This is a genomic window from Citricoccus alkalitolerans (genome assembly GCF_039528175.1).
Lineage (GTDB): Bacteria > Actinomycetota > Actinomycetes > Actinomycetales > Micrococcaceae > Citricoccus > Citricoccus alkalitolerans.
In genome coordinates, this window is sequence record NZ_BAAALH010000001.1 from 756,215 (window position 1) to 775,957 (window position 19,743).

The window sequence follows — 19,743 nt, forward strand, 5'->3', positions numbered from 1 at the left end:
GGCCCGGGCGTTTTGGCGACCGGATCAGGGAGGCGGCCGCCGGCGTCGTCCATGCACGCCAACAGCGAACAGTAGGGTCAGGAGGGCCCGGGTGGCGCCGTTGGACAGTAGTCTCGATCCAAGACCAGTGCCGGACGTGTACCACCAGGTGCCGTCGTCGCATGTGAAGTCCATCTGAAGGAAGGCAGGGCGCCATGTCCGCATCGTCCACTGCTCCCCGTATGGCGTCGGTTGATCCGGCGGCCCGCGAGGACTACATCTACAACCGTCTGCTCAAGGAACGCATCATCTGGCTGGGCTCCGAGGTGATGGACGAGAACGCCAACGCGATCTGCTCCCAGATGCTCCTGCTCTCCGCCGAGGACCCGGAGAAGGACATCTACCTGTACATCAATTCCCCGGGCGGCTCCATCACCGCTGGCATGGCGATCTACGACACGATGAAGTACATCCCGAACGACACGGTCACCGTCGCCACCGGCATGGCAGCCTCCATGGGCCAGTTCCTGCTGTCCTCGGGCACGCCGGGCAAGCGCTATGCCACCCCGCACGCCCGCATTCTGATGCACCAGCCCTCCGGCGGCATCGGCGGCACCGAGTCGGACATCCGCATCCAGGCGCAGCTGATCCTGCACATGAAGCAGGTCATGGCCGAACTCACCGCGGAGCAGACCGGCCAGACCGTGGAGACCATCCTCAAAGACAACGAGCGGGACAAGTGGTTCACCGCCACGGAGGGCCTGGAATACGGGTTCTTCGACCACATCGCCGAACGTGCCGGAACCGTGTCCGGCGGCGGTGGCGTGGACAACTCCTGATCCGGCCCCGGCCGCCCCAGGACAGTCCTCCCCACCCCACAGACCCTTCGCCCAGGAGAAACCAGACATGAACCACTTCACCACGGGAACACCGACCGGAATGCCCTCCGGTGCCGGTCAGTCGGCGCCGAGCAACCGCTATGTCCTGCCCCAGTTCGAGGAGCGCACGCCCTACGGCTTCAAGCGCAACGACCCCTACGCCAAGCTGTTCGAGGACCGCATCGTGTTCCTCGGCTCCCAGGTGGATGACGTCTCCGCGGATGACATCATGGCCCAGCTGCTCGTGCTGGAGTCCATGGACTCGGAGCGGGACATCACCCTGTACATCAACTCGCCGGGTGGCTCGTTCACCGCGATGACCGCGATTTACGACACCATGCAGTTCGTCCGTCCCGAGATCCAGACCGTGTGCCTGGGCCAGGCGGCCTCGGCCGCGGCCGTGCTTCTGGCCGCAGGAGCGCCGGGCAAGCGTCTGGCCCTGCCGAACGCCCGCGTGCTGATCCACCAGCCATCCATGGGTGGGGACCGTGGCACCGCCACGGACCTGCAGATCCACGCCGAGGAACTGTTGCGGATCCGCACCTGGATGGAGGAGACGCTCGCCATGCACACCAACAAGTCGGCGGAGCAGATCCGCCAGGACATCGACCGGGACAAGTTCCTCTCGGCCCAGGGCGCCAAGGACTACGGCCTGGTGGACGAGGTCCTCGAGTCCCGGAAGATCACCCGCCCGCAGCTCTCCAACTGATCAGGGCCGCCGGTGGCCCCCGACCGTGTGAGCGGCGGCGGGGACCGCTGGGGACCAGGGAATGGCCCGACGGCGGCCCACGCCTGGACGTGCTGCGTCACGTCCGGTGTGGGCCGCCGTTGCAATCCACCGTCCTAACGTGTCCACCCCCTAAGCTGTAATGGCAGTACCCCGGGCAGCTTCGTCTGGAGGCCCGACCCAATCGAGGAGATTCCCGCATGGCCCGCATCGGTGAAAGCGCCGACCTGCTCAAGTGCTCATTCTGTGGAAAGAGCCAGAAGCAGGTCCGGAAACTGATCGCCGGACCCGGCGTCTACATCTGCGACGAGTGCATCGAGCTGTGCAACGAGATCATCGAGGAGGAGCTCTCCGAGGTCGCGGAGACCGCCGAGGTTGAGCTGCCCAAGCCCCGGGAGATCTACGACTTCCTCGAGGAGTACGTGATCGGCCAACCCGATGCCAAGCGGTCCCTCGCCGTCGCCGTGTACAACCACTACAAGCGCATCCGCTCCGGACAGCAGTCCACGCAGGCCAAGAGTGACTCCTTCGCCGACCGCTCGGCCGAGGAAACCGACGAGCTGGCGGATGTGGAGGTCGGCAAGTCCAACATCCTGCTCGTGGGCCCCACTGGGTCCGGCAAGACCTACCTCGCCCAGACCCTGGCCAAGAAGCTCAACGTGCCGTTCGCCGTGGCGGACGCCACGTCGTTGACGGAGGCGGGCTATGTGGGCGAGGACGTCGAGAACATCCTCCTCAAGCTCATCCAGGCCGCTGACTATGACGTCAAGAAGGCCGAGCAGGGCATCATCTACATCGACGAGATCGACAAGATCTCGCGCAAGTCCGAGAACCCCTCCATCACCCGGGACGTCTCGGGCGAGGGAGTCCAGCAGGCCCTGCTGAAGATCCTGGAGGGCACCACCGCCGCGGTCCCGCCACAGGGCGGCCGCAAGCACCCCCACCAGGAGTTCCTGCAGATCGACACGTCGAACGTCTTGTTCATTGTGGCCGGGGCCTTCGCCGGCCTGGACGAGATCATCTCCTCGCGTGCCGGGTCCAAGGGCATCGGGTTCGGTGCGCCGATCAACACCATCGGCAAGCGGGACGTGTCCTACTCGGACGTGCGCCCGGAGGACTTGCTGAAGTTCGGCCTGATCCCCGAGTTCATCGGCCGCCTGCCCGTGATCACCACGGTGGACAACCTGGACCATGAGCAGCTCATCAACATCCTGACCAAGCCCCGGAACGCCCTGGTGAAGCAGTACCAGAAGATGTTCCTCATGGACGGCGTCGAGCTGCAGTTCGAGGATGAGGCGCTGGACGCGGTGGTCGAGCAGGCCGAGGAGCGGGGGACCGGCGCCCGAGGGCTGCGCTCCATCCTGGAGGAGGTCCTCAAACCGGTCATGTTCGACCTGCCCTCCCGCGAGGACATCGCCACCGTGGTCATCACCGGTGATGTGGTCCGCGAGGGGACCGAGCCCACGCTGATCTCCCGCGAGGTGCAGCGCAAACGCCGTACCAAGTCCGCCTGAGTCCGCCGAGCCCCCAGTGGGTCCTCGCCGCGGACTAGTCCCGAACCACCCAGACGAATGCCAGGAGGCACCATGACCGAGACCGCTAACGCCAGGACGAGCGCCACCGAGGCGGGAACCCAGACCGTCGACTTCTGGTTCGACTCCGTCTGCCCGTTCGCCTGGATCACCTCACGCTGGATGCTGGAGGTCGAGAAGGTCCGCCCGATCAGGGTGAACTGGCACATCATGTCCCTCTCCGTCCTCAACGAGCACCAGGACCTGGACGAAGACTACCGCTCCATGCTCGATCGGGCGTGGCTGCCTGCCCGCGCCGCCACCCAGATCCAGGAACGCCACGGCAACGAGGCCATCGGCGCGTACTACACGGCCGTGGGCACCCGCATCCACAACGAGAGGCAGAAGGACTTCGAGGCCGCCGTCCGCGGGGCGCTGGACGAGCTTGGTCTGGAGACCGAGGAGATCCTCGCTGCGGCCCGCACAGACGTGCTGGACGAGACGCTGCGGGCCTCCCATGGGGAAGGCATCGAGAAGGTCGGGGACGACGTCGGCACGCCAGTGGTCTCCTTCAACGGCACCGCCTTCTTCGGTCCGGTGATGACCCGCATCCCGCGCGGTGAGGAGGCCGGCCGGCTTTTCGATGCTGCGGTCACTCTCGCCGGATTCCCCTACTTCTACGAAATCAAGCGTTCCCGCACGACCAGCCCCCAGTTCGACTGACGCTCGCTCGTCCGGTTCGACGGTTCGACGGGATTGTTTGCCGGCCCGGGCTTCCCGTGGTGCGCTGCGGGCGGGTTCAGCGCCTGCGGGCAATACGCCCGGCAGCCCGGATCATCGGGATCTGGAGTGGCAGACGCGCGAGCGTGATTGCCCTGATTCTCGGCGAGGCGTTCCGGGCACGCCACGCGTGGTAGAAATTCCCCGGCCAGACGGCCAGGAAGAGCACCTGAGCGGCCCGACCCCCCATGCGCCGGGTAGCCGGTACGGCCAGCAGCCCGGCGACCGCCAGTTCCGCCACGCCCGAACCGTAGGTCCAGGCACGGGCCGAGCCCGGCAGGGCGCGAGGGACGAGTCCATCGAAACCCCGAGGTTGCGCGAAGTGCAGAACGCCCATGCCCGCCAGGGCGGCGGCCATGGCTCCAGCTCGTCCCGTGCTCTCATCTCGTTTCAGGTCAGTTCGTGCCATGGTTTGACTCCGTCGCGTTCGTCCGGCGGTACAGGCGCCACACGTTCGTGGCACCGGCACGTTCGAAATCGAGGCTGACGAGGGCACGGATCAGGGCCAGCCCGCGTCCCGACTCCGCCAGAGCATCGGCCATGACACCCCCGAGCGGCACGGTGCCCAGCGGAGCGCTCGGCGCCGCCGAGACGGCACCGAACTCGACGATGGTCGCTCGCAGCTCGGCGGGGGAGGCCACGAGTTCCATCCCCAGCTCGACCGGTCCCGGGTCGCCCACACCGTGTCGGATGGTGTTGCTGACCGTTTCGATGACGGCGGTGTCGAAGGCCATCCGGTCCAGGGCCGGAACATGGTCGGCCGCCGCCCACAGATCTTCCAGGTGGTCATGGACGGTCTCGATGGTCCCCGGTTCTGCCGGAAGGCGGTCGGCGCAGAGCAGGATCGGCTCAGGCACGGGAGAACGCCGAGGCGGAGTCGGGGTAGGGAGTCAGCACACGGTCCATGCTAGTCAGTTGAAGCACCATCAGCACCTGCGGCGGCACCTGGGCGATGCGCAGGTCTCCGCCGGCCTGGCGAGCCATTTTGAGACAGCCGATGAGGGCTCCCAGGCCGGAGGAGTCCATGAACTCGGTGGCGCTGAGGTCCACCACGATCTGCCGCGAGCCCGCACTGATCTCGCTGGAGATCACGTCCTTGAGCTTGGGAGCGGCGACCATGTTCAGGCGGCCCTCACTTTTCACCTCTGTGTAGGTGTCATGTCTTTCTACGGTGACGTGCATTAGCGGTGGTCCTTTCCTGGGACATCGGGATGACGGTGGACGACGACGGCGGTGACGTCATCGTGTTCGGGATCGTCCTGGGTGAGCCGGACGAGATGGTCCGCCACGTCCTGAAGGGTGGGGTGGGCCAGGACGGCCTGTGACATGGCCGCGAAGGTCCCCTCGAGGTCGCCGACGGCATCGAGCACGCCGTCGCTGACGAGGATCAGTGATTCTCCGGGGTTCAGGTCGGCCCGCTGGGCCACCCAGGGGTCCTCGACCCAGAGGCCCACCGGCGGTCCGCCCGGATCCAGGCGCCTCGTGCTGCCATCGGGGCCCACGATGGCCGCGATTCCATGGCCGGCATCTACGTAGGAGAAGCGGCCGTTGGCGGGATTGAGGCGGACCTTGAAGACCGTGGCATAGGAATCGGAGCTTTCGAGAGCGCCTCTCAGCGACTGGGCGGCATGGTTGAAGGCTGAGGTCAGTCCCGGCATGTTCCCGACGGTCCGGAAGGCAGATCGCACTGCTGCGGCGATCATTGCCGCGCCCATGCCCTTGCCCATGACGTCCGCGAGGATCACATGCAACTGGCCGGAGGAGACGTGCCAATCGTAGAGGTCGCCCCCGACCGCCCGGGAGGGGCGGAAGCTCGCCGCCATCTCGTACCCCGGCAGATCCGGAGAGGCATCCGGCAGAAGACCACGCTGAACCTCGACGGCGCGTTCCCGTTCCGTTGAGTCCGTTACCAGTTCGCGGGGTCGCCGAAACAGGGCGGCGACGCGGGCCCTCAGCTCACGGGGGCTGAACGGTTTGCTGAGGTAGTCATCGGCGCCGGCGTCCAGGCCGGCCAGTTTGTCGATCTCCGTTGAGCGCGCGGAGATCATCACCACATAGGCGTTGGAGTACTCGCGCAACTGGCGGCAGACCTCCAGCCCATCAAGGCCGGGCAGCTGCACGTCCAGGGTGATCAGTTCGGGATCGAGGGTCTGGAGCAGTTCCACAGCCCGGGTGCCGCTGGGGGCTTCAGACACGGTGAAGCCCTCCCGGATCAGGGTGTGGACCAGCAGACTGCGGATGTCATCGTCGTCCTCGACCACGAGGGCGTGACGAATTGAGGATGGTGGCGCCATGAGTAGACCAACTCCCGTCGGAAGATACGGAGATCGTGCGGGCCAATGACGGGCGTCCTGGGGATAGAACGCGGGTCATCCGGTGATCCCTATATCAGCACGGCAGCCGAGCTTTTTTACCCTGGACCGGGACCATTAATCCCCGGTCCGGAATCATGGAGCAGATCCGTCCGCCTGACCGCCATGCCTATTCGGCGGTGGCCTCCGAGATGTCCGGCGCGGCCAGCTCCACCTGGGAGACCTCGATGTCAGCGTCCCCGTCCGGGCTGCCGGCCACCAGAGTGAGGTCGCGGGCATTGCCCGCGGCCTTGAGATCAGCGAGCCCGCCGCGCAGGGAACCGAGGCGATTCTCCGGGGCGGTCACGACGGCGGCGAGCACCTCGGTGCGCTGCTTCACCTTGGCCTCGGACTTCGCCCTCCGGATGCCGCCGAGGGCCAGGGCGACCGCTGCGAGCACATCGGCGGTGGCGCCGGCGGAGGCGGCCTCGATGCCGGCGATCTCCTCAGACCGGCCCGGCCACGGGGCGCGGTGCACGGAGCCGGTCCGCCACCAGCCCCAGACCTCGTCAGTAGCGAAAGGCTGGAAGGGGGCCAGCAAGCGCAGCAGTGCATCCAGCGTGGTGGCCAGGGTGGCCAGCACCGAGGCCTGCTCGCCCTCGCCGTGGCCACCGTAGGCGCGGTCCTTGATGAGCTCCACGTAGTCATCCGTGAACTGCCAGAAGAAGGACTCCGTCAGATTCAGCGCCCGGGCGTAGTCGTACGTCTCGAAGGCCCGCGAGGACTGCTGGACGGTGTCGTACAGGCGGACCATCAGGGCCTTGTCCAGCGGGTTGGTGATGACCGCGGCATCGTCGGCCGAACGCACCACGTTGTCCACCGAGGCGCCGAGGTTCAGGGCGAACTTCGAGGCGTTGAGGAGCTTGATCGCCAGCCGTCGGCCGATCTTCATCTGCGCCACCTCATAGGCGGTGTCCGCGCCGAGCTTGGCGGAGGCCGCCCAGTAGCGGACCGCGTCCGAACCGTACTCGTCCAGCACGTCGGTCGGGACCACCACGTTGCCCTTGGACTTGGACATCTTCTTCCGGTCCGGATCCAGGATCCAACCGGACAGGGCGGTGTGGTTCCACGGCACCGAGTCATTCAGGGACTCAGCCCGGACCACGGTGGAGAACAGCCACGTGCGGATGATGTCGTGTCCCTGGGGACGAAGGTCGAACGGGAAGACCTTGCCGAAGAACTCCTCGTCGCGGCTCCAGCGGCCGACGATCTGCGGGGTCAGCGATGAGGTGGCCCAGGTGTCCAGGACGTCCGGATCTCCGGTGAAGCCACCGGGCACATCGCGCTGGGCCTCGTCGTAGCCGGGCGCCGCCTCCGCCGCGGGATCAACCGGCAACTGGTCCTCGGTGGGCACGATCGGGTGCTCGTAGTCCGGTTCGCCGGAGGTGTCCAGCGGATACCAGACCGGAATCGGCACTCCGAAGAACCGCTGACGGGACACCAGCCAGTCGCCATTGAGGCCTTCCACCCAGTTCTCGTAGCGGGAGCGCATGAACTCGGGATGCCAGGACAACTGGCGGCCACGGGCGAGGAGCTTCTCGCGGCGTTCGGCGTCCCGGCCACCGTTGCGGATATACCACTGGCGGGAGGAGATCACCTCGAGGGGCTTGTCACCTTTCTCGTAGAAGTTCACCGGGTGGGTGATCTTCTTCGGCTCGCCGTCCACCAGCTCGGCGTCGGTCAACGAGGTCACCACGGTCTCCTTGGCCGAGAACACGGTCTTGCCAGCCAGCTTCCCGTACTCAGCGCGGCCTGGCTCGCTGGTGATCCATTCAGGGGTCTCGGCGTGGAAGCGGCCGTCGCGGCCCACCACGGTGCGAGTCGGCAGATCGAGTTCGCGCCACCACGTGACGTCGGTGAGGTCGCCGAAGGTGCAGACCATGGCGATGCCGGATCCCTTGTCAGGCTTGGCGAGCCCGTGGGCGCGGACCTCGACCTCGACTCCGAACAGGGGAGAGGTCACGGTTTGGCCGAACAGCGGCTGGTACCGCTCGTCGTCGGGGTGGGCCACGAGGGCCGAACAGGCCGGCAGCAGCTCGGGGCGGGTGGTCTCGATGAAGACCTTCTCCCCGGCGGCGGTGAAGAAGGGAATGCGGTGATAGGCGCCGGGCACCTCTCGGTCCTCGAGCTCGGCCTGGGCCACGGCGGTGCGGAAGGTGACATCCCACAGCGTGGGGGCCTCGGCCATGTAGGCGTCCCCGGAGGCCAGGTTGCGCAGGAAGCCGCGCTGGGACACGGCGCGGGACGTGTCATCGATCGTCCGGTAGGTCAGGGACCAGTCCACGGACAAGCCGAGCCGCGTGAACAGGTTCTCGAAGACCTTCTCATCCTCGACGGCCAGCTCCTCGCACAGCTCGATGAAGTTGCGGCGGGAGACCACATCCCAGTCCCGCTGGTTCTTCGCGGGCTTCTCCGGCGGCTGGTACCCGGGGAGGTAGGGCTTGGTCGGATCGCAGCGGACGCCGTAGTAGTTCTGCACGCGGCGTTCCGTGGGCAGACCGTTGTCATCCCAGCCCATGGGGTAGAAGACGTTCTTGCCGTTCATGCGCTGGTAGCGGGCCAGCACGTCGGTCTGCGTGTAGGAGAACATGTGCCCCACGTGCAGCGAACCGGAGGCAGTCGGCGGCGGGGTGTCGATCGAGTAGACCTGCTCCCGCGTGGTGTCGGCCTCGAACGCATAGGTGCCTTCGGCCCTCCACCGGGCGGAGAGCTTGTCCTCCAGCCCCTCGAGCGCGGGGCGGTCCGGAACGGTCACGGCAGGACTGGTGGACGCGGTCGTGGAAACGGGCGTGTCTGTGCCCGGGATCTGTTCAGCCATGATCCCGATTGTCCCATGCCCCCTGAGCCTCTTCGAACCGGATCACGCTGGACGGCCTGATGGCGGACCGGGGGATCCCGGCCTACGGTGGGACCATGTCCACCTCACGCAGCAAAGCCGGAAGCAAGGCCGGCAGTACCCCGGCGCAGATCCGCATCCGCCGTGTCCACGATGCCCCGGATGGCGGTTACCGGGCCCTGGTCGACCGGATCTGGCCTCGGGGGATCGCCAAGGCGGACCTTGAGCTGGACGAGTGGTGCAAGGCGGTCGCCCCCTCCGGCGAGGCCCGCAAGGACTTCCACCATGATCCTGAGCGCTTCACGGACTTCACCCGGCGTTACGAGGCCGAGCTGGACGCCTCGGGACGCGCTGGAAACCATGGAGCGCCCGACGACGGCGGCGCACCGGCCGTCGACGCGCTCCTGGAACGCTGGGACTCCTCCCGCAAGAAGGATTTGGTGCTCCTGTATGCGGCCAAGGACCCGGAGGCCAACCATGCGGTGGTGTTGCGCCGGTTCCTTCAGGACAAGGTTGCGTCATCATGATCCCCTCCAGCTCCAGCTCCAGCCCCAGCCCCAGCACCGGTCTCGGTGACTTTACGACCAGCACCGCGCCCGTTGCGGCAGAGCGCACTGACCGGATGGAGCTGGCGCAGCGTCTGGTCAACGAGTTGGGACCCGAGCTCACCCCGGGGGCCGTCAGCGTCGAACCGGGCGTCGTCGCGAGCCACGCCGCGGACCAGGCACCCTTCGCCGCGGTAGGCGATGCGGTGGCCCTGGTGCGGGCCCGCACCGTCCAGGATGTCCAGGCGACGCTGCGGTTCGCATCCCGGCTCGGCATCCCGGTGGTGCCTCAGGGCACCCGCACCGGCATCTCCGGAGGTGCGAACGCCGTGGACGGGTGCATCCTGCTCTCCGTCGAGCGGATGGACTCGATCCTGGAGATCAACACCGGCGAGCAGACGGTGACCGTGGAACCCGGGGTCATCAACCAGACCCTGAAGGAGGCCCTCGTGTCCCACGGTCTGGCGTACCCGCCGGATCCCGGCTCGGTGGCGATCTGCTCCATCGGCGGGAACGTGGCCACGAACGCCGGCGGTCTGTGCTGCGTGAAATACGGGGTGACACGGGACTACGTCCGGGAACTCAAGGTGGTGCTGGCTGATGGCACGCTGACCCGGCTGGGACATCGGACGGCCAAGGGGGTGGCCGGACTGGACCTCGTCGGTCTGTTCGTCGGCTCAGAGGGGACCCTGGGCATCGTCGTGGAGGTGACGTTGCGGCTGGTGCCCCTGCTGCCGCCCCCGTTGACGGCCGTGGCGGCCTTCGCCTCTGAACGCGCGGCTGCCTCGGCCGTGGCCGCGTTCATGGCCACGGGCGCCCGCCCTTCGATGCTCGAGTCCCTGGACCGCCATGCCATATCCCTCCTCAATCAGTTCGGGGACTTCGGGCTCGATTCGGCGGCCGGAGCCTTGCTGCTCATGCAGTCCAACGGGGATGGCCACCGGGAGGCCGCCGAACAGGAGGTGGCCGCCTTCGCGGCGACGGCCGAACACCACGGCGCCCTGGACGTCGCCTTCAGCACGGATCCGGAGGACAGCGACGCCCTGGTGGCCACGCGACGGATGGCCCACCCCGCCTTCGAACGCCATGCGCAGGCCCACGGGGGTGGACAACTGCTGGACGATGTCTGCCTGCCACGGATGGCCATGCCCGAGTTCTACGACCGTCTGGACGTCATTCGCGAACGGACCGGCCTGATGATCGCCGTGGTCGCCCATGCCGGTGACGGCAACGTCCATCCCTCCGTGTTCTTCGACGCCCGGGACCCGGAATCGACGCGTCGGGCGCACGAGGCGTTCGAGGAGATCATGGACGTCGGCCTGCAGCTGGGCGGTACCATCACCGGCGAGCACGGGGTGGGCTCGCTCAAACGCGCTTGGTTGCCGCGCGAACTGGATGAGGGGAGCCGGCTGCTGCACCGGTCGATCAAGGACGCGGTGGATCCCCGGGGCATCCTCAATCCCGGCAAACAACTCGCCGAACTCTGACTGGGTGTCCGGCGGTGGAGGCCCCAGATCGTAGGGAGGCCAGACCGTGAATAGAGTGGTGCCATGACTGGTGAGAGGAACACCCGACTGAACCGCGCCGCCGTCGTGACCGGTGCCTCCTCCGGCATCGGCCGGGCCGCAGCCGCGCAACTCGCAGCCGAGGGCTGGACCGTCTATGCCGTGGCCCGCAGAGCCAAGAGGCTCCAGTCCCTCGCCGAGGCGGTGCCCGCCGGCACCGGAACCATCGTCCCGGTGCCCGCGGACGTCACGGACGCCGAGCAGATGGCCAGGGCACGCCAGGTCGTCGAGGACGGCGGAGGCGTGGACACTGTGCTGTGCATCGCCGGCGGTGCACGGGGCACCGACCGGGTGGCGGACGGACAGGCCGGGGACTGGGACTGGATGTACCGCGTCAACGTCCAGGGCACCCTGAACACCACCCAGGCATTCCTGCCTCTGCTCCGCGCCACCGGGCACGGCACTGTGCTGGTCCTGACATCGACGGCGGGGCTCGCCAGCTATGAGGGCGGCGGTGGGTACAACGCGGCGAAGATGGCCCAGCACGGACTTGTCGGAGCCCTCCGCCTCGAGGAGGTGGACCACAACATCCGGGTGGTCGAGGTACTGCCGGGACTGGTGCACACCGAGGAGTTCACGCTGAACCGCCTGGGCGGTGACCAGGAGGCGGCGGACCGCGTGTATGCCGGTGTGGAGAAGCCCCTGACTGCCGAGGATGTCGCGGACGTCTGCACCTACGCCGTCTCGGTGCCCCACCACGTCAACCTGGACCAGATCGTGCTGCGGCCCGTGGCCCAGGCGGCCAACTTCAAGATGATCAGGACAACGTGAGGAATCCCCGCATGGCAGGACAGCACCGAGATCAGCCGACTGACGCGGCCCGGGACGGCAGCACGGACACCGACCACCCCGGCGTGGACGGCCGGCGGCTCCGGCGTGCCCTCGGCCTGGGCGCCGCCACCGGGATCGCGTCCGCCTTCCCCCTGTGGAGGGTACCCCGCAAGCCCCTGGCCTTGTGGTCCGGTGGCATCGCTGCCGCAGCAGCGGCCGGCGTCCTGATCCTGAAACGGGACCAGTCCGAGCGTGAGGCCGAGGTGCAGGGTGAACCCCGTTCCGAGGTGTCCTGGGCCCGGCGACTCGGCACCCCCGTGGTCGTGGGAGCCCTCGTGGGCGGATTCATGGCCGGCTCGATGTGGTTGACCTCGGTCACCGACGAGTGGTCCGAGAAGCTGATCGCCCGGCTCGGGGCGAAGCGTCCCCGGGCCACTTACGCCGTCCTCGCCGGGGTGGGGACCGTGCTGATCGAGTACTTCGACGATTCGACGAAGAAGAGCGGCCAGGCCGGGAAAGTCGCCCCAGGCGAGTTGGGCGAGAAAAGGGCGTAGAATCAACGCCAGCAACACCAACAGCACTGACCCGGCCATCACCGGCGAGCTTCCGGAAGAACGGGCACGGCATGTGCCAGCCCCAGTAGAACCGGACGGGTAAGCCCGTCACAGCAGTCATGAGCGGCCGATCACGCCCCACGGGACCACTGGGGGAGCGGGACGGCAAGCAGGGTGGTACCGCGCCGCCGTCGTCCCCGATCTCCGCACCGGAGGCCGGGAACAGCGTCAGCGTCCTTGCAGGAAGACCAGACAGCACCACAGTCGACCCCTGCAAGGATGGAACGCCCGTGTACCCCCTCGCCAGCTCGGATCCGAACGCCCAGTCCGGCACCCCCTCCTCCCCGCGTTTCCCGGAGATCGAGGAGCGCGTCCTGAAGTACTGGGACGAGGACGGCACCTTCCAGGCGTCCATCGACGCGCGGCCGGCCACCCACGAGGACGGCACCGGCAACGAGTTCGTCTTCTACGACGGCCCGCCCTTCGCCAACGGCCTGCCCCACTACGGCCACCTGCTGACCGGTTACGTCAAGGACCTCGTGGCCCGCTACCAGACGCAGCAGGGCCGCCGCGTGGAGCGTCGCTTCGGCTGGGATACCCACGGGTTGCCCGCCGAACTCGAGGCCATGAAGCAGCTGGGCATGACGGACAAGGCGCAGATCGAGGCCATGGGGATCGACACGTTCAACGATGCCTGCCGCGCCTCCGTGCTCAAGTACACGGACCAGTGGAAGGACTACGTCAACCGTCAGGCCCGCTGGGTCGACTTCGAGAACGACTACAAGACCCTGAACCCCGAGTTCATGGAGTCCGTGCTCTGGGCGTTCAAGGACCTGCACTCCAAGGACCTCACCTACCGCGGCTTCCGGGTCCTGCCCTACTGCTGGAAGGACGAGACCCCACTGTCAAACCACGAGCTGCGCATGGACGACGACGTCTACCAGTCCCGTCAGGACCCCTCGGTCACCGTGGCCTTCCCGATCACCGGCGTGGCCGCGGCCACAGATTCGGACAGCGCAGATTCGGACAGCGCCGATGCGGCCCTGGCTGCGGAACTCACCGGCGTGCGCGTGCTCGCCTGGACCACCACTCCCTGGACCCTGCCGACCAACCAGGCGCTCGTCGTCGGGCCGGAGATCACCTACGCAGTGGTCCCCGCGGGACCGGAGGCCGCGGAGGACGTGGCCGGAACCTCGTATCTGCTGGCCCAGGATCTGCTGGGGGCGCACGCCAAGGAGCTCGGATACTCCGATGCCGGCACCGCCACCGAGGCGGTGCAGCGCACCTATCTGGGCGCCCGGCTGGGGGGACTGGCCTACGAGCCGCTGTTCACCTACTTCACGGATGCCGAGGCCTACGGCACCGAGAATGCCTGGCAGATCCTCGTGGACGACTACGTCACCACCGAGGACGGCACCGGTGTGGTCCATCAGGCCCCGGCATACGGTGAGGACGACCAGCGGATCTGTGAGGCGCACGGCATCCCGGTAATCCTCTCCGTGGACGAGGGTGCGCGCTTCCTGCCCCTGTTCGGGGACGCGAACCGGGGCGGCGGAGTACTCCAGGACATCGCCGGAGTGCAGGCGTTCGAGGCCAACCGGACCATCATCCGGGCGCTGAAGACCGCCGGGAAGCTGCTCAAGGAGACCTCCTACGAGCACTCCTACCCGCACTGCTGGCGCTGCCGGACACCGCTGATCTACCGCGCCATCACCAGCTGGTACGTCTCCGTCACCGCGTTCAAGGAACGCATGGTCGAGCTGAACGAGGACATCAACTGGATCCCCTCCAACGTCAAGCACGGTCAGTTCGGCAAGTGGCTCGAGAACGCCCGGGACTGGTCCATCTCCCGCAATCGCTACTGGGGCTCACCCATCCCGGTGTGGGAGTCGGACCACCCGGAGTACCCGCTCCAGGAGGTCTACGGCTCGCTGGCCGAGATCGAAGAGGCCTTCGGGCGGCTGCCACGCAATGACCAGGGCGAGGTGGATCTGCACCGTCCCTGGATCGACGAACTGACCCGGCCGCACCCCGACCAGGAGGCCGCCGCCGCCGGGGCCGTGATGCGCCGCGTGGAGGACGTGCTGGACGTCTGGTTCGACTCCGGCTCCATGCCGTACGCGCAGGTGCACTACCCTTTCGAGGCGAAGAAGTGGTTCGAGACCCACAACCCGGCCGACTTCATCGTGGAGTACATCGGCCAGACCCGCGGCTGGTTCTACACCATGCACGTCCTGGCTACCGCCCTGTTCGACCGACCGGCCTTCTCCAACGTCATCAGCCACGGGATCGTCCTGGGCTCGGACGGGCAGAAGATGTCCAAGTCCCTGAAGAACTACCCGGACGTCTCCGAGGTCCTGGACCGGGACGGCTCTGACGCCATGCGCTGGTTCCTGATGGCCTCGCCCATCCTGCGCGGCGGGAACCTGGTGGTCACTGAGGAGGGCATCCGCGAAGCGACCCGCCAGGTGCTGCTGCCCGCCTGGAACGTGTGGCACTTCTTCAGCCTCTACGCGAACTCCGCGCGCGCTCGATCCGAGGACGGCGCAGGGCGCCCTGACGGCTACCGGGCCTCGTTCCGTTACGAGTCCACGGATCCGCTGGACCAGTACATCCTGGCCGCCACCGGGCGCATGCTCCGCGAGGTCAAGACCGGCCTCGACTCCTACGAGGTCTCTGACGCGACCGACGCTTTGCGCGCCTACATGGACACCATGACGAACTGGTACGTCCGCCGCTCCCGCCAGCGGTTCTTCGACGAGGACACCCAGGCCCTGGACGTGCTGTACACGTCCCTGGAGGCCTTCTGCCGCGCCGCAGCCCCCTTGATGCCGCTGGTGGCCGAGGAGATCTGGCGCGGACTGACCGGCGGCCGGTCGGTGCACCTGACCGACTATCCGGATGCCGTGCCGTTCTTCGCCGGCTTCGCGTCTGAGGATGAGGCGGAGGCCCTGGTCGAACGCATGGAGACCGTCCGCCGCATAGCCTCCGCCGGCTCCTCCCTGCGCAAGGGCGCCAAGCGCCGCGTGCGGCTGCCATTGCAGTCCTTGACCGTGGTGGTGCCGGATGCCGCCGGGCTGGCCGGGGCCTACACGGACATCATCATGGACGAGCTGAACCTGAAGTCCGTGGACCTACAGGACGCCGCAGAGGTGTCCGCTGCCGACTATGGCATCAGCCAGTCGCTGGCCGTCAACGCCCGTGCCGCCGGTCCGCGCCTGGGCAAGCAGGTCCAGGTCGCCATCAAGGGCGCCAAGTCCGGTGACTGGTCCGTGGCCGAGGACGGGACGGTCGTCTCGGGCGGCATCGCGCTCGTCGAAGGGGAGTACTCCCTCGAGACCACCGTCGGCGCAGCCGGGACTGGTGCCGCGACTGACGGCAACCAGGACCACGACGCCGGCGCCGCGGCCGCATCGCGCGCGGTCACCGTGGTGCCCGGCGGCTTCCTGGTGCTGGACACCTCGGTTCCGGCGGACATGGCCGCCGAGGGCACGGCGCGCGACGTGATCCGGGCCGTGCAGGCCGCCCGCAAGGATGCGGGCCTGGAGGTCTCGGACCGGGTGCGGACCGTGATCACGGGACCGGCCGCGGTCGTGCAGGCCGTGGAGATGCACCGGGACCTCGTCTCCGGGGAGACCCTGACGGTGGACTTGGTGCTGGAGGACTCCGGCACCGCGGACCCGCGCCAGGACCCCGCGGATGACGCGACCAAGACCGTGCAGGTGGCAGTGGCCAAGGCCGCCGCCGCATCCGTCTCGACCGGGAGTGACGCATGAGCAAGAACAAGAACGTCAAGAAGCACAAGAACCAGAAGAAGAACAAGAACGAGGACCAGCAGTTGCCGGGCGGGCCGTCCGAGACCTCTGAGACATCCGAGGCGCCCGAGACGGTCGAGGCCGTCTACCGTGACCTGCTCGCGCGGGCCCCGGAGAACAAGATGGAACCGCGGATGGAACCGATCTTCCGGACGATGGAGCTGCTCGGTGAACCCCAGCGGGCGGCGCCGGTCATCCACCTGACGGGGACGAACGGCAAGACCTCCACGGCGCGGATGATCGAGTCGGTGCTGCGGGCCTATGGCCTGCGCACCGGCCGGTACACCTCGCCGCACCTGAAATCCGTGACCGAGCGCATCAGCATCGACGGGGCTCCCGTGGACCGCAGCACCTTCGTGCGGATCTGGAACGAGATCCTGCCGGTGGTCCAGGTGGTCGACGCCGAGCTGGAGGCTGCCGGGGAGAACCGGCTGACCTACTTCGAGGCTGTCACCGTGCTCGGATTCGCGGTCTTCGCGGATGAGCCGGTAGACGTGGTGGTGCTGGAGGTCGGTCTCGGCGGAATCACGGACGCCACCAATGTGGCCGACGCGGTGGTGTCCGTGGTGAGCCCGATCTCGCTGGACCACAGCGATCTGCTCGGGGACACCGTGGCCGAGATCGCCGCGGAGAAGGCCGGGATCATCAAGCCCGGCGGCTTCCTCGTCTCCGCCGCCCAGGAACCGGACGCTGCGCAGGTGCTGCTGGACGTGGCCCGTGCGGTGGACGCGGGCTTCCGGTTCGGTGGCGTCGACTTCGGTGTGGAATCCCGGTCCGTGGCCGTGGGCGGACAGCAGGTGTCTGTCCAGGGCATCGCGGGCCGCTACCCCGAACTCACGCTGCCGTTGCACGGCGGACACCAGGCAGAGAACTTGGCCCTGGCCGTGGCCGCTGTGGAGGCGTTCTTCGGGGGCGACAAGTCGCTGGAGTTCGATCTGCTGCAGCAGGGCATCGCCGAGGTCACCGCACCCGGACGGCTCGAGGTGGTGCGCAACGCCCCGACGATCGTGGTGGACGCCGCGCACAACCCGGCAGGCATCAAGGCCACCGCCGGGGCCCTGCAGGAGGCGTTCGGGCTCGAGAAGCTCGTGCTGGTGGTCGGTATCCTCCAGGAGAAGGACGCCCTGGCCATGCTCACGGAGCTGTACCGGGAGTTCGGTGACCTGGTGGAGGACCTCTGCCTGACCCAGTCCGATTCGCCGCGTGCCATCCCGGCCGGCGAGCTGGCCCAGACGGCTCTGGACGCCGGCTGGCCGGAGGAGGATCTCTTCGCCACGGAGTCCGTTCCGGACGCCATCGAATGGGCGGTAGGGCGCGCCGAGGCCACCGCTGCCGGGGAGGCAGGCCTGGGCGGCGGCGTGCTGATCACCGGGTCCATCACCCTCGTGGCCGAGGCCCGTGAGCTCCTCGGTGCGCCCTCGGCGGGTGCGCCAGGGTCCGGGACCCCGGAGGCGGTGGCCGTGCCCACAGCCGTGGACGTGTTCAACGACTTCGGCCTGGAGTTGGGTGACGGCCTCGACGAGGATGAGGAGGACTTCGACGACATCTTCGAAGAGACCGATCATGACGATGTCGATGGGAGAACCGAGGGGACTGAGGGCGCCCGGGGATCTCGGGCAGACGGAGGGAACAGCGCATGAGTACGGACCACTCGGCCGACAGGACGACCGGGCACGAGTCCTGGCGACCGGCACGGGAGACCAAGTCCCAGCGGCAGTGGAAGCCGGGGCAGGTCAAGAAGGTCCGCTCCATCCGGGCGACCTTCACGTCCACCGTCCTGGTCATGGAGGCCTTCGTGCTGGCCTTCTTCGGCATGGCCGTCTACGGGGTCAACCGGGGCGAGCCGATGGCACCCTGGGCGCTGGGCCTGTCCCTGGGACTGGCGGTGGTGGCCATTCTGACGTGCGCGTTGGTCCGGAAGCCGCTGGGCATCTGGATTGGCTGGACCATCCAGATTCTCCTGGTGGCGTCCGCCTTCATCGAGTACACCATGACCATCGTGGGCGTGGGTTTCGGCCTGGCCTGGTGGTATGCCGTGGTCAAGGGCGCGCAGATCGACCGTGAGAACACCTCACGCGCCAAGGCCGAGGCGAAGTGGCGTGAGGAGCAGGACCCCGCATCCCAGTAGTGTTGGAACCGGAGTCCGCGCGAGCGGCCTAGAAACCATCCATCCCGGGACCACCCGACCCTGGAGATCCAAGGAGCACTTGTGACCACCACTGTTGAAGAGACCCTCGTCCTCATCAAGCCGGACGGAGTCGCCCGCAACCTCACCGGCCAGATCCTGGCCCGCGTCGAGGCCAAGGGCTACACCATCGCGGACCTGAGGATGCTCGAGCCGACCCGCGAGATGCTCGTACAGCACTACGCAGAGCACGAGGGCAAGCCCTTCTTCGAGCCGCTCGTCGGATTCATGGGGTCCGGCCCGGTCGTGGCCGTGCGGCTGCAGGGCAATCGCGTCATCGAGGGCTTCCGCTCGCTGGCCGGCGCCACCGAGCCCACTGCAGCGGCCCCCGGAACCATTCGCGGGGACCTCGGCCGCGACTGGGGCGAGGCCGTGCAGAAGAACCTGGTCCACGGCTCCGACTCCACCGAGTCGGCCACCCGCGAGCTCGGCATCTGGTTCGCCTGACCTGACCGACCGCTCCGGATGACTCCGGCTGAGCCGCCACCACCCGGGGATATCCGGGCGAGGAAGACTCGCGCGGATCTTCCGGGGTGGTGACTTCTCGTTCACCCGGCGGGACCGCCGACGCAGACCGCAGGTATGGAGTGGGGCGGCCCGGGCTCGCGTCCTAGGGTGATCATCGGACGTACCGCCCCTGATCATCCCGCCGCCCCTTGACAGAGAACATGGGGGACCCCGACCCGAGGAGCCATCATGACGCAGAACGCCTCCAGCCCGTATTACCTGGCCGCTCCCTACACCGAGGTCACGATCCTCGAGGTGCCGCCGGTCACCACGGTGGTGCAGGTCGTCAACGATTCACCGATGGCCGCCATGGCGGAGGTGTTCGACTCCACCTTCTCCGCGCTATTTCCCGCGCTCGGCGCCCATGGCCTCCACCCGGTCGGCCCTGCCTTCTCGCTGAACACCCGGATGCCTTCGGACTCGGTGGACATGGAGGTGGGCCTGCCGGTGGACCGACCTCTGGAGGAGCCGGTCACCGCGGAATCAGGAATCACGCTGGAGTCCTCCCAGTTGCCGGGTGGGCGGATCGCGATCGTGTCCCACCTCGGCGCCTATGAGGGGCTGGGGGATGCTTGGGGTACCTTCATGCAGGCCGTCGCCGAGGCCGGGCATCAGCCCGCGCTGCCGTTCTGGGAGATCTACGCGACTGAGCCGAGCCCGGACCAGGACCCGGCCGCCATGCGCACCGACCTGGTCACGCTGCTCGCCTGAGATCACGCTGCTCGACTGGGCCGTCCGC

At 67.8% G+C, this 19,743-nt stretch carries 18 protein-coding genes; 13 read left to right on the forward strand and 5 right to left on the reverse strand.

Going from position 1 to position 19,743, the window contains the following annotated elements:
• Positions 1-221 precede the first annotated feature (221 nt).
• The 4 genes from ABD134_RS03355 to ABD134_RS03370 all read left to right on the forward strand — a co-directional run bounded on the left by ABD134_RS03355 (position 222) and on the right by ABD134_RS03370 (position 3,818).
• Positions 222-818 (forward strand): ATP-dependent Clp protease proteolytic subunit, encoded by a 597-nt coding sequence (locus ABD134_RS03355; RefSeq protein ID WP_344227649.1) that lies wholly within the window; start codon positions 222-224, stop codon positions 816-818.
• Positions 819-885: 67 nt separating this feature from the next.
• Entirely contained in the window at positions 886-1,566 is a 681-nt protein-coding gene (locus tag ABD134_RS03360; RefSeq protein ID WP_308421954.1) for an ATP-dependent Clp protease proteolytic subunit, read from the forward strand.
• 218 nt (positions 1,567-1,784) lie between these two features.
• Positions 1,785-3,098, forward strand: coding sequence for an ATP-dependent Clp protease ATP-binding subunit ClpX (clpX, locus tag ABD134_RS03365; RefSeq protein WP_344226693.1), 1,314 nt, complete (start codon positions 1,785-1,787; stop codon positions 3,096-3,098).
• Between the two features lie 72 nt (positions 3,099-3,170).
• On the forward strand, positions 3,171-3,818 hold the full coding sequence (locus tag ABD134_RS03370; RefSeq protein ID WP_344226695.1) for a mycothiol-dependent nitroreductase Rv2466c family protein: 648 nt from the start codon (positions 3,171-3,173) through the stop codon (positions 3,816-3,818).
• Positions 3,819-3,894: 76 nt separating this feature from the next.
• Here ABD134_RS03370 and ABD134_RS03375 read toward each other — a convergent pair whose 3' ends face one another.
• From ABD134_RS03375 to valS, 5 genes are all read right to left on the reverse strand, one after another.
• The gene (locus ABD134_RS03375) at positions 3,895-4,284 is read right to left on the reverse strand and encodes a DoxX family protein (RefSeq protein WP_378108369.1); all 390 of its coding nucleotides are present in this window, start codon (positions 4,282-4,284) and stop codon (positions 3,895-3,897) included.
• Positions 4,271-4,732, reverse strand: coding sequence for an ATP-binding protein (locus tag ABD134_RS03380; RefSeq protein ID WP_344226697.1), 462 nt, complete (start codon positions 4,730-4,732; stop codon positions 4,271-4,273). The genes ABD134_RS03375 and ABD134_RS03380 overlap by 14 nt, the downstream gene beginning before the upstream one ends.
• Positions 4,725-5,057, reverse strand: coding sequence for an STAS domain-containing protein (locus tag ABD134_RS03385; protein ID WP_344226699.1), 333 nt, complete (start codon positions 5,055-5,057; stop codon positions 4,725-4,727). Before ABD134_RS03385 ends, ABD134_RS03380 begins: the two co-directional genes overlap by 8 nt.
• A complete protein-coding gene (locus tag ABD134_RS03390; RefSeq protein ID WP_344226701.1) occupies positions 5,057-6,169 on the reverse strand; it encodes a SpoIIE family protein phosphatase in 1,113 nt (370 codons plus the stop codon). The genes ABD134_RS03385 and ABD134_RS03390 overlap by 1 nt, the downstream gene beginning before the upstream one ends.
• 187 nt (positions 6,170-6,356) lie before the next feature.
• A complete protein-coding gene (gene valS, locus ABD134_RS03395; RefSeq protein WP_344226704.1) occupies positions 6,357-9,044 on the reverse strand; it encodes a valine--tRNA ligase in 2,688 nt (895 codons plus the stop codon).
• Positions 9,045-9,139: 95 nt separating this feature from the next.
• Between valS and ABD134_RS03400 the strand changes: the two genes are divergently transcribed.
• The 9 genes from ABD134_RS03400 to ABD134_RS03440 all read left to right on the forward strand — a co-directional run bounded on the left by ABD134_RS03400 (position 9,140) and on the right by ABD134_RS03440 (position 19,715).
• Positions 9,140-9,589 (forward strand): DUF488 domain-containing protein, encoded by a 450-nt coding sequence (locus ABD134_RS03400; RefSeq protein ID WP_344226706.1) that lies wholly within the window; start codon positions 9,140-9,142, stop codon positions 9,587-9,589.
• Positions 9,590-9,684: 95 nt separating this feature from the next.
• The gene (locus tag ABD134_RS03405) at positions 9,685-11,094 is read left to right on the forward strand and encodes an FAD-binding oxidoreductase (RefSeq protein ID WP_344227652.1); all 1,410 of its coding nucleotides are present in this window, start codon (positions 9,685-9,687) and stop codon (positions 11,092-11,094) included.
• A gap of 63 nt (positions 11,095-11,157) precedes the next feature.
• Positions 11,158-11,943, forward strand: coding sequence for an SDR family oxidoreductase (locus ABD134_RS03410; protein WP_344226708.1), 786 nt, complete (start codon positions 11,158-11,160; stop codon positions 11,941-11,943).
• 11 nt (positions 11,944-11,954) lie between these two features.
• The gene (locus ABD134_RS03415; RefSeq protein WP_344226710.1) at positions 11,955-12,497 is read left to right on the forward strand and encodes a hypothetical protein; all 543 of its coding nucleotides are present in this window, start codon (positions 11,955-11,957) and stop codon (positions 12,495-12,497) included.
• A 290-nt stretch (positions 12,498-12,787) separates the two neighbouring features.
• Entirely contained in the window at positions 12,788-16,273 is a 3,486-nt protein-coding gene (gene ileS / locus ABD134_RS03420) for an isoleucine--tRNA ligase (RefSeq protein WP_344226712.1), read from the forward strand.
• Positions 16,274-16,335: 62 nt separating this feature from the next.
• Entirely contained in the window at positions 16,336-17,952 is a 1,617-nt protein-coding gene (locus ABD134_RS03425) for a bifunctional folylpolyglutamate synthase/dihydrofolate synthase (RefSeq protein WP_344227653.1), read from the forward strand.
• Positions 17,949-18,440, forward strand: a complete 492-nt coding sequence (locus ABD134_RS03430) for a DUF4233 domain-containing protein (protein WP_344226714.1) — start codon at positions 17,949-17,951, stop codon at positions 18,438-18,440. The genes ABD134_RS03425 and ABD134_RS03430 overlap by 4 nt, the downstream gene beginning before the upstream one ends.
• A gap of 81 nt (positions 18,441-18,521) precedes the next feature.
• On the forward strand, positions 18,522-18,944 hold the full coding sequence (ndk, locus tag ABD134_RS03435; protein ID WP_344226716.1) for a nucleoside-diphosphate kinase: 423 nt from the start codon (positions 18,522-18,524) through the stop codon (positions 18,942-18,944).
• A 249-nt stretch (positions 18,945-19,193) separates the two neighbouring features.
• Positions 19,194-19,715 (forward strand): GyrI-like domain-containing protein, encoded by a 522-nt coding sequence (locus tag ABD134_RS03440; protein ID WP_344226718.1) that lies wholly within the window; start codon positions 19,194-19,196, stop codon positions 19,713-19,715.
• Positions 19,716-19,743: the final 28 nt, after the last annotated feature.

Coding starts and splice junctions, on each gene's coding strand:
- ABD134_RS03355 (WP_344227649.1), top strand. CDS start 222: ATGGCGTCGGTTGATCCGGCGGCCCGCGAGGACTACATCTACAACCGT.
- ABD134_RS03360 (WP_308421954.1), top strand. CDS start 886: ATGAACCACTTCACCACGGGAACACCGACCGGAATGCCCTCCGGTGCC.
- clpX (WP_344226693.1), top strand. CDS start 1,785: ATGGCCCGCATCGGTGAAAGCGCCGACCTGCTCAAGTGCTCATTCTGT.
- ABD134_RS03370 (WP_344226695.1), top strand. CDS start 3,171: ATGACCGAGACCGCTAACGCCAGGACGAGCGCCACCGAGGCGGGAACC.
- ABD134_RS03375 (WP_378108369.1), bottom strand. CDS start 4,284: ATGGCACGAACTGACCTGAAACGAGATGAGAGCACGGGACGAGCTGGA.
- ABD134_RS03385 (WP_344226699.1), bottom strand. CDS start 5,057: ATGCACGTCACCGTAGAAAGACATGACACCTACACAGAGGTGAAAAGT.
- ABD134_RS03390 (WP_344226701.1), bottom strand. CDS start 6,169: ATGGCGCCACCATCCTCAATTCGTCACGCCCTCGTGGTCGAGGACGAC.
- valS (WP_344226704.1), bottom strand. CDS start 9,044: ATGGCTGAACAGATCCCGGGCACAGACACGCCCGTTTCCACGACCGCG.
- ABD134_RS03400 (WP_344226706.1), top strand. CDS start 9,140: ATGTCCACCTCACGCAGCAAAGCCGGAAGCAAGGCCGGCAGTACCCCG.
- ABD134_RS03405 (WP_344227652.1), top strand. CDS start 9,685: ATGGAGCTGGCGCAGCGTCTGGTCAACGAGTTGGGACCCGAGCTCACC.
- ABD134_RS03410 (WP_344226708.1), top strand. CDS start 11,158: ATGACTGGTGAGAGGAACACCCGACTGAACCGCGCCGCCGTCGTGACC.
- ABD134_RS03415 (WP_344226710.1), top strand. CDS start 11,955: ATGGCAGGACAGCACCGAGATCAGCCGACTGACGCGGCCCGGGACGGC.
- ABD134_RS03430 (WP_344226714.1), top strand. CDS start 17,949: ATGAGTACGGACCACTCGGCCGACAGGACGACCGGGCACGAGTCCTGG.
- ABD134_RS03440 (WP_344226718.1), top strand. CDS start 19,194: ATGACGCAGAACGCCTCCAGCCCGTATTACCTGGCCGCTCCCTACACC.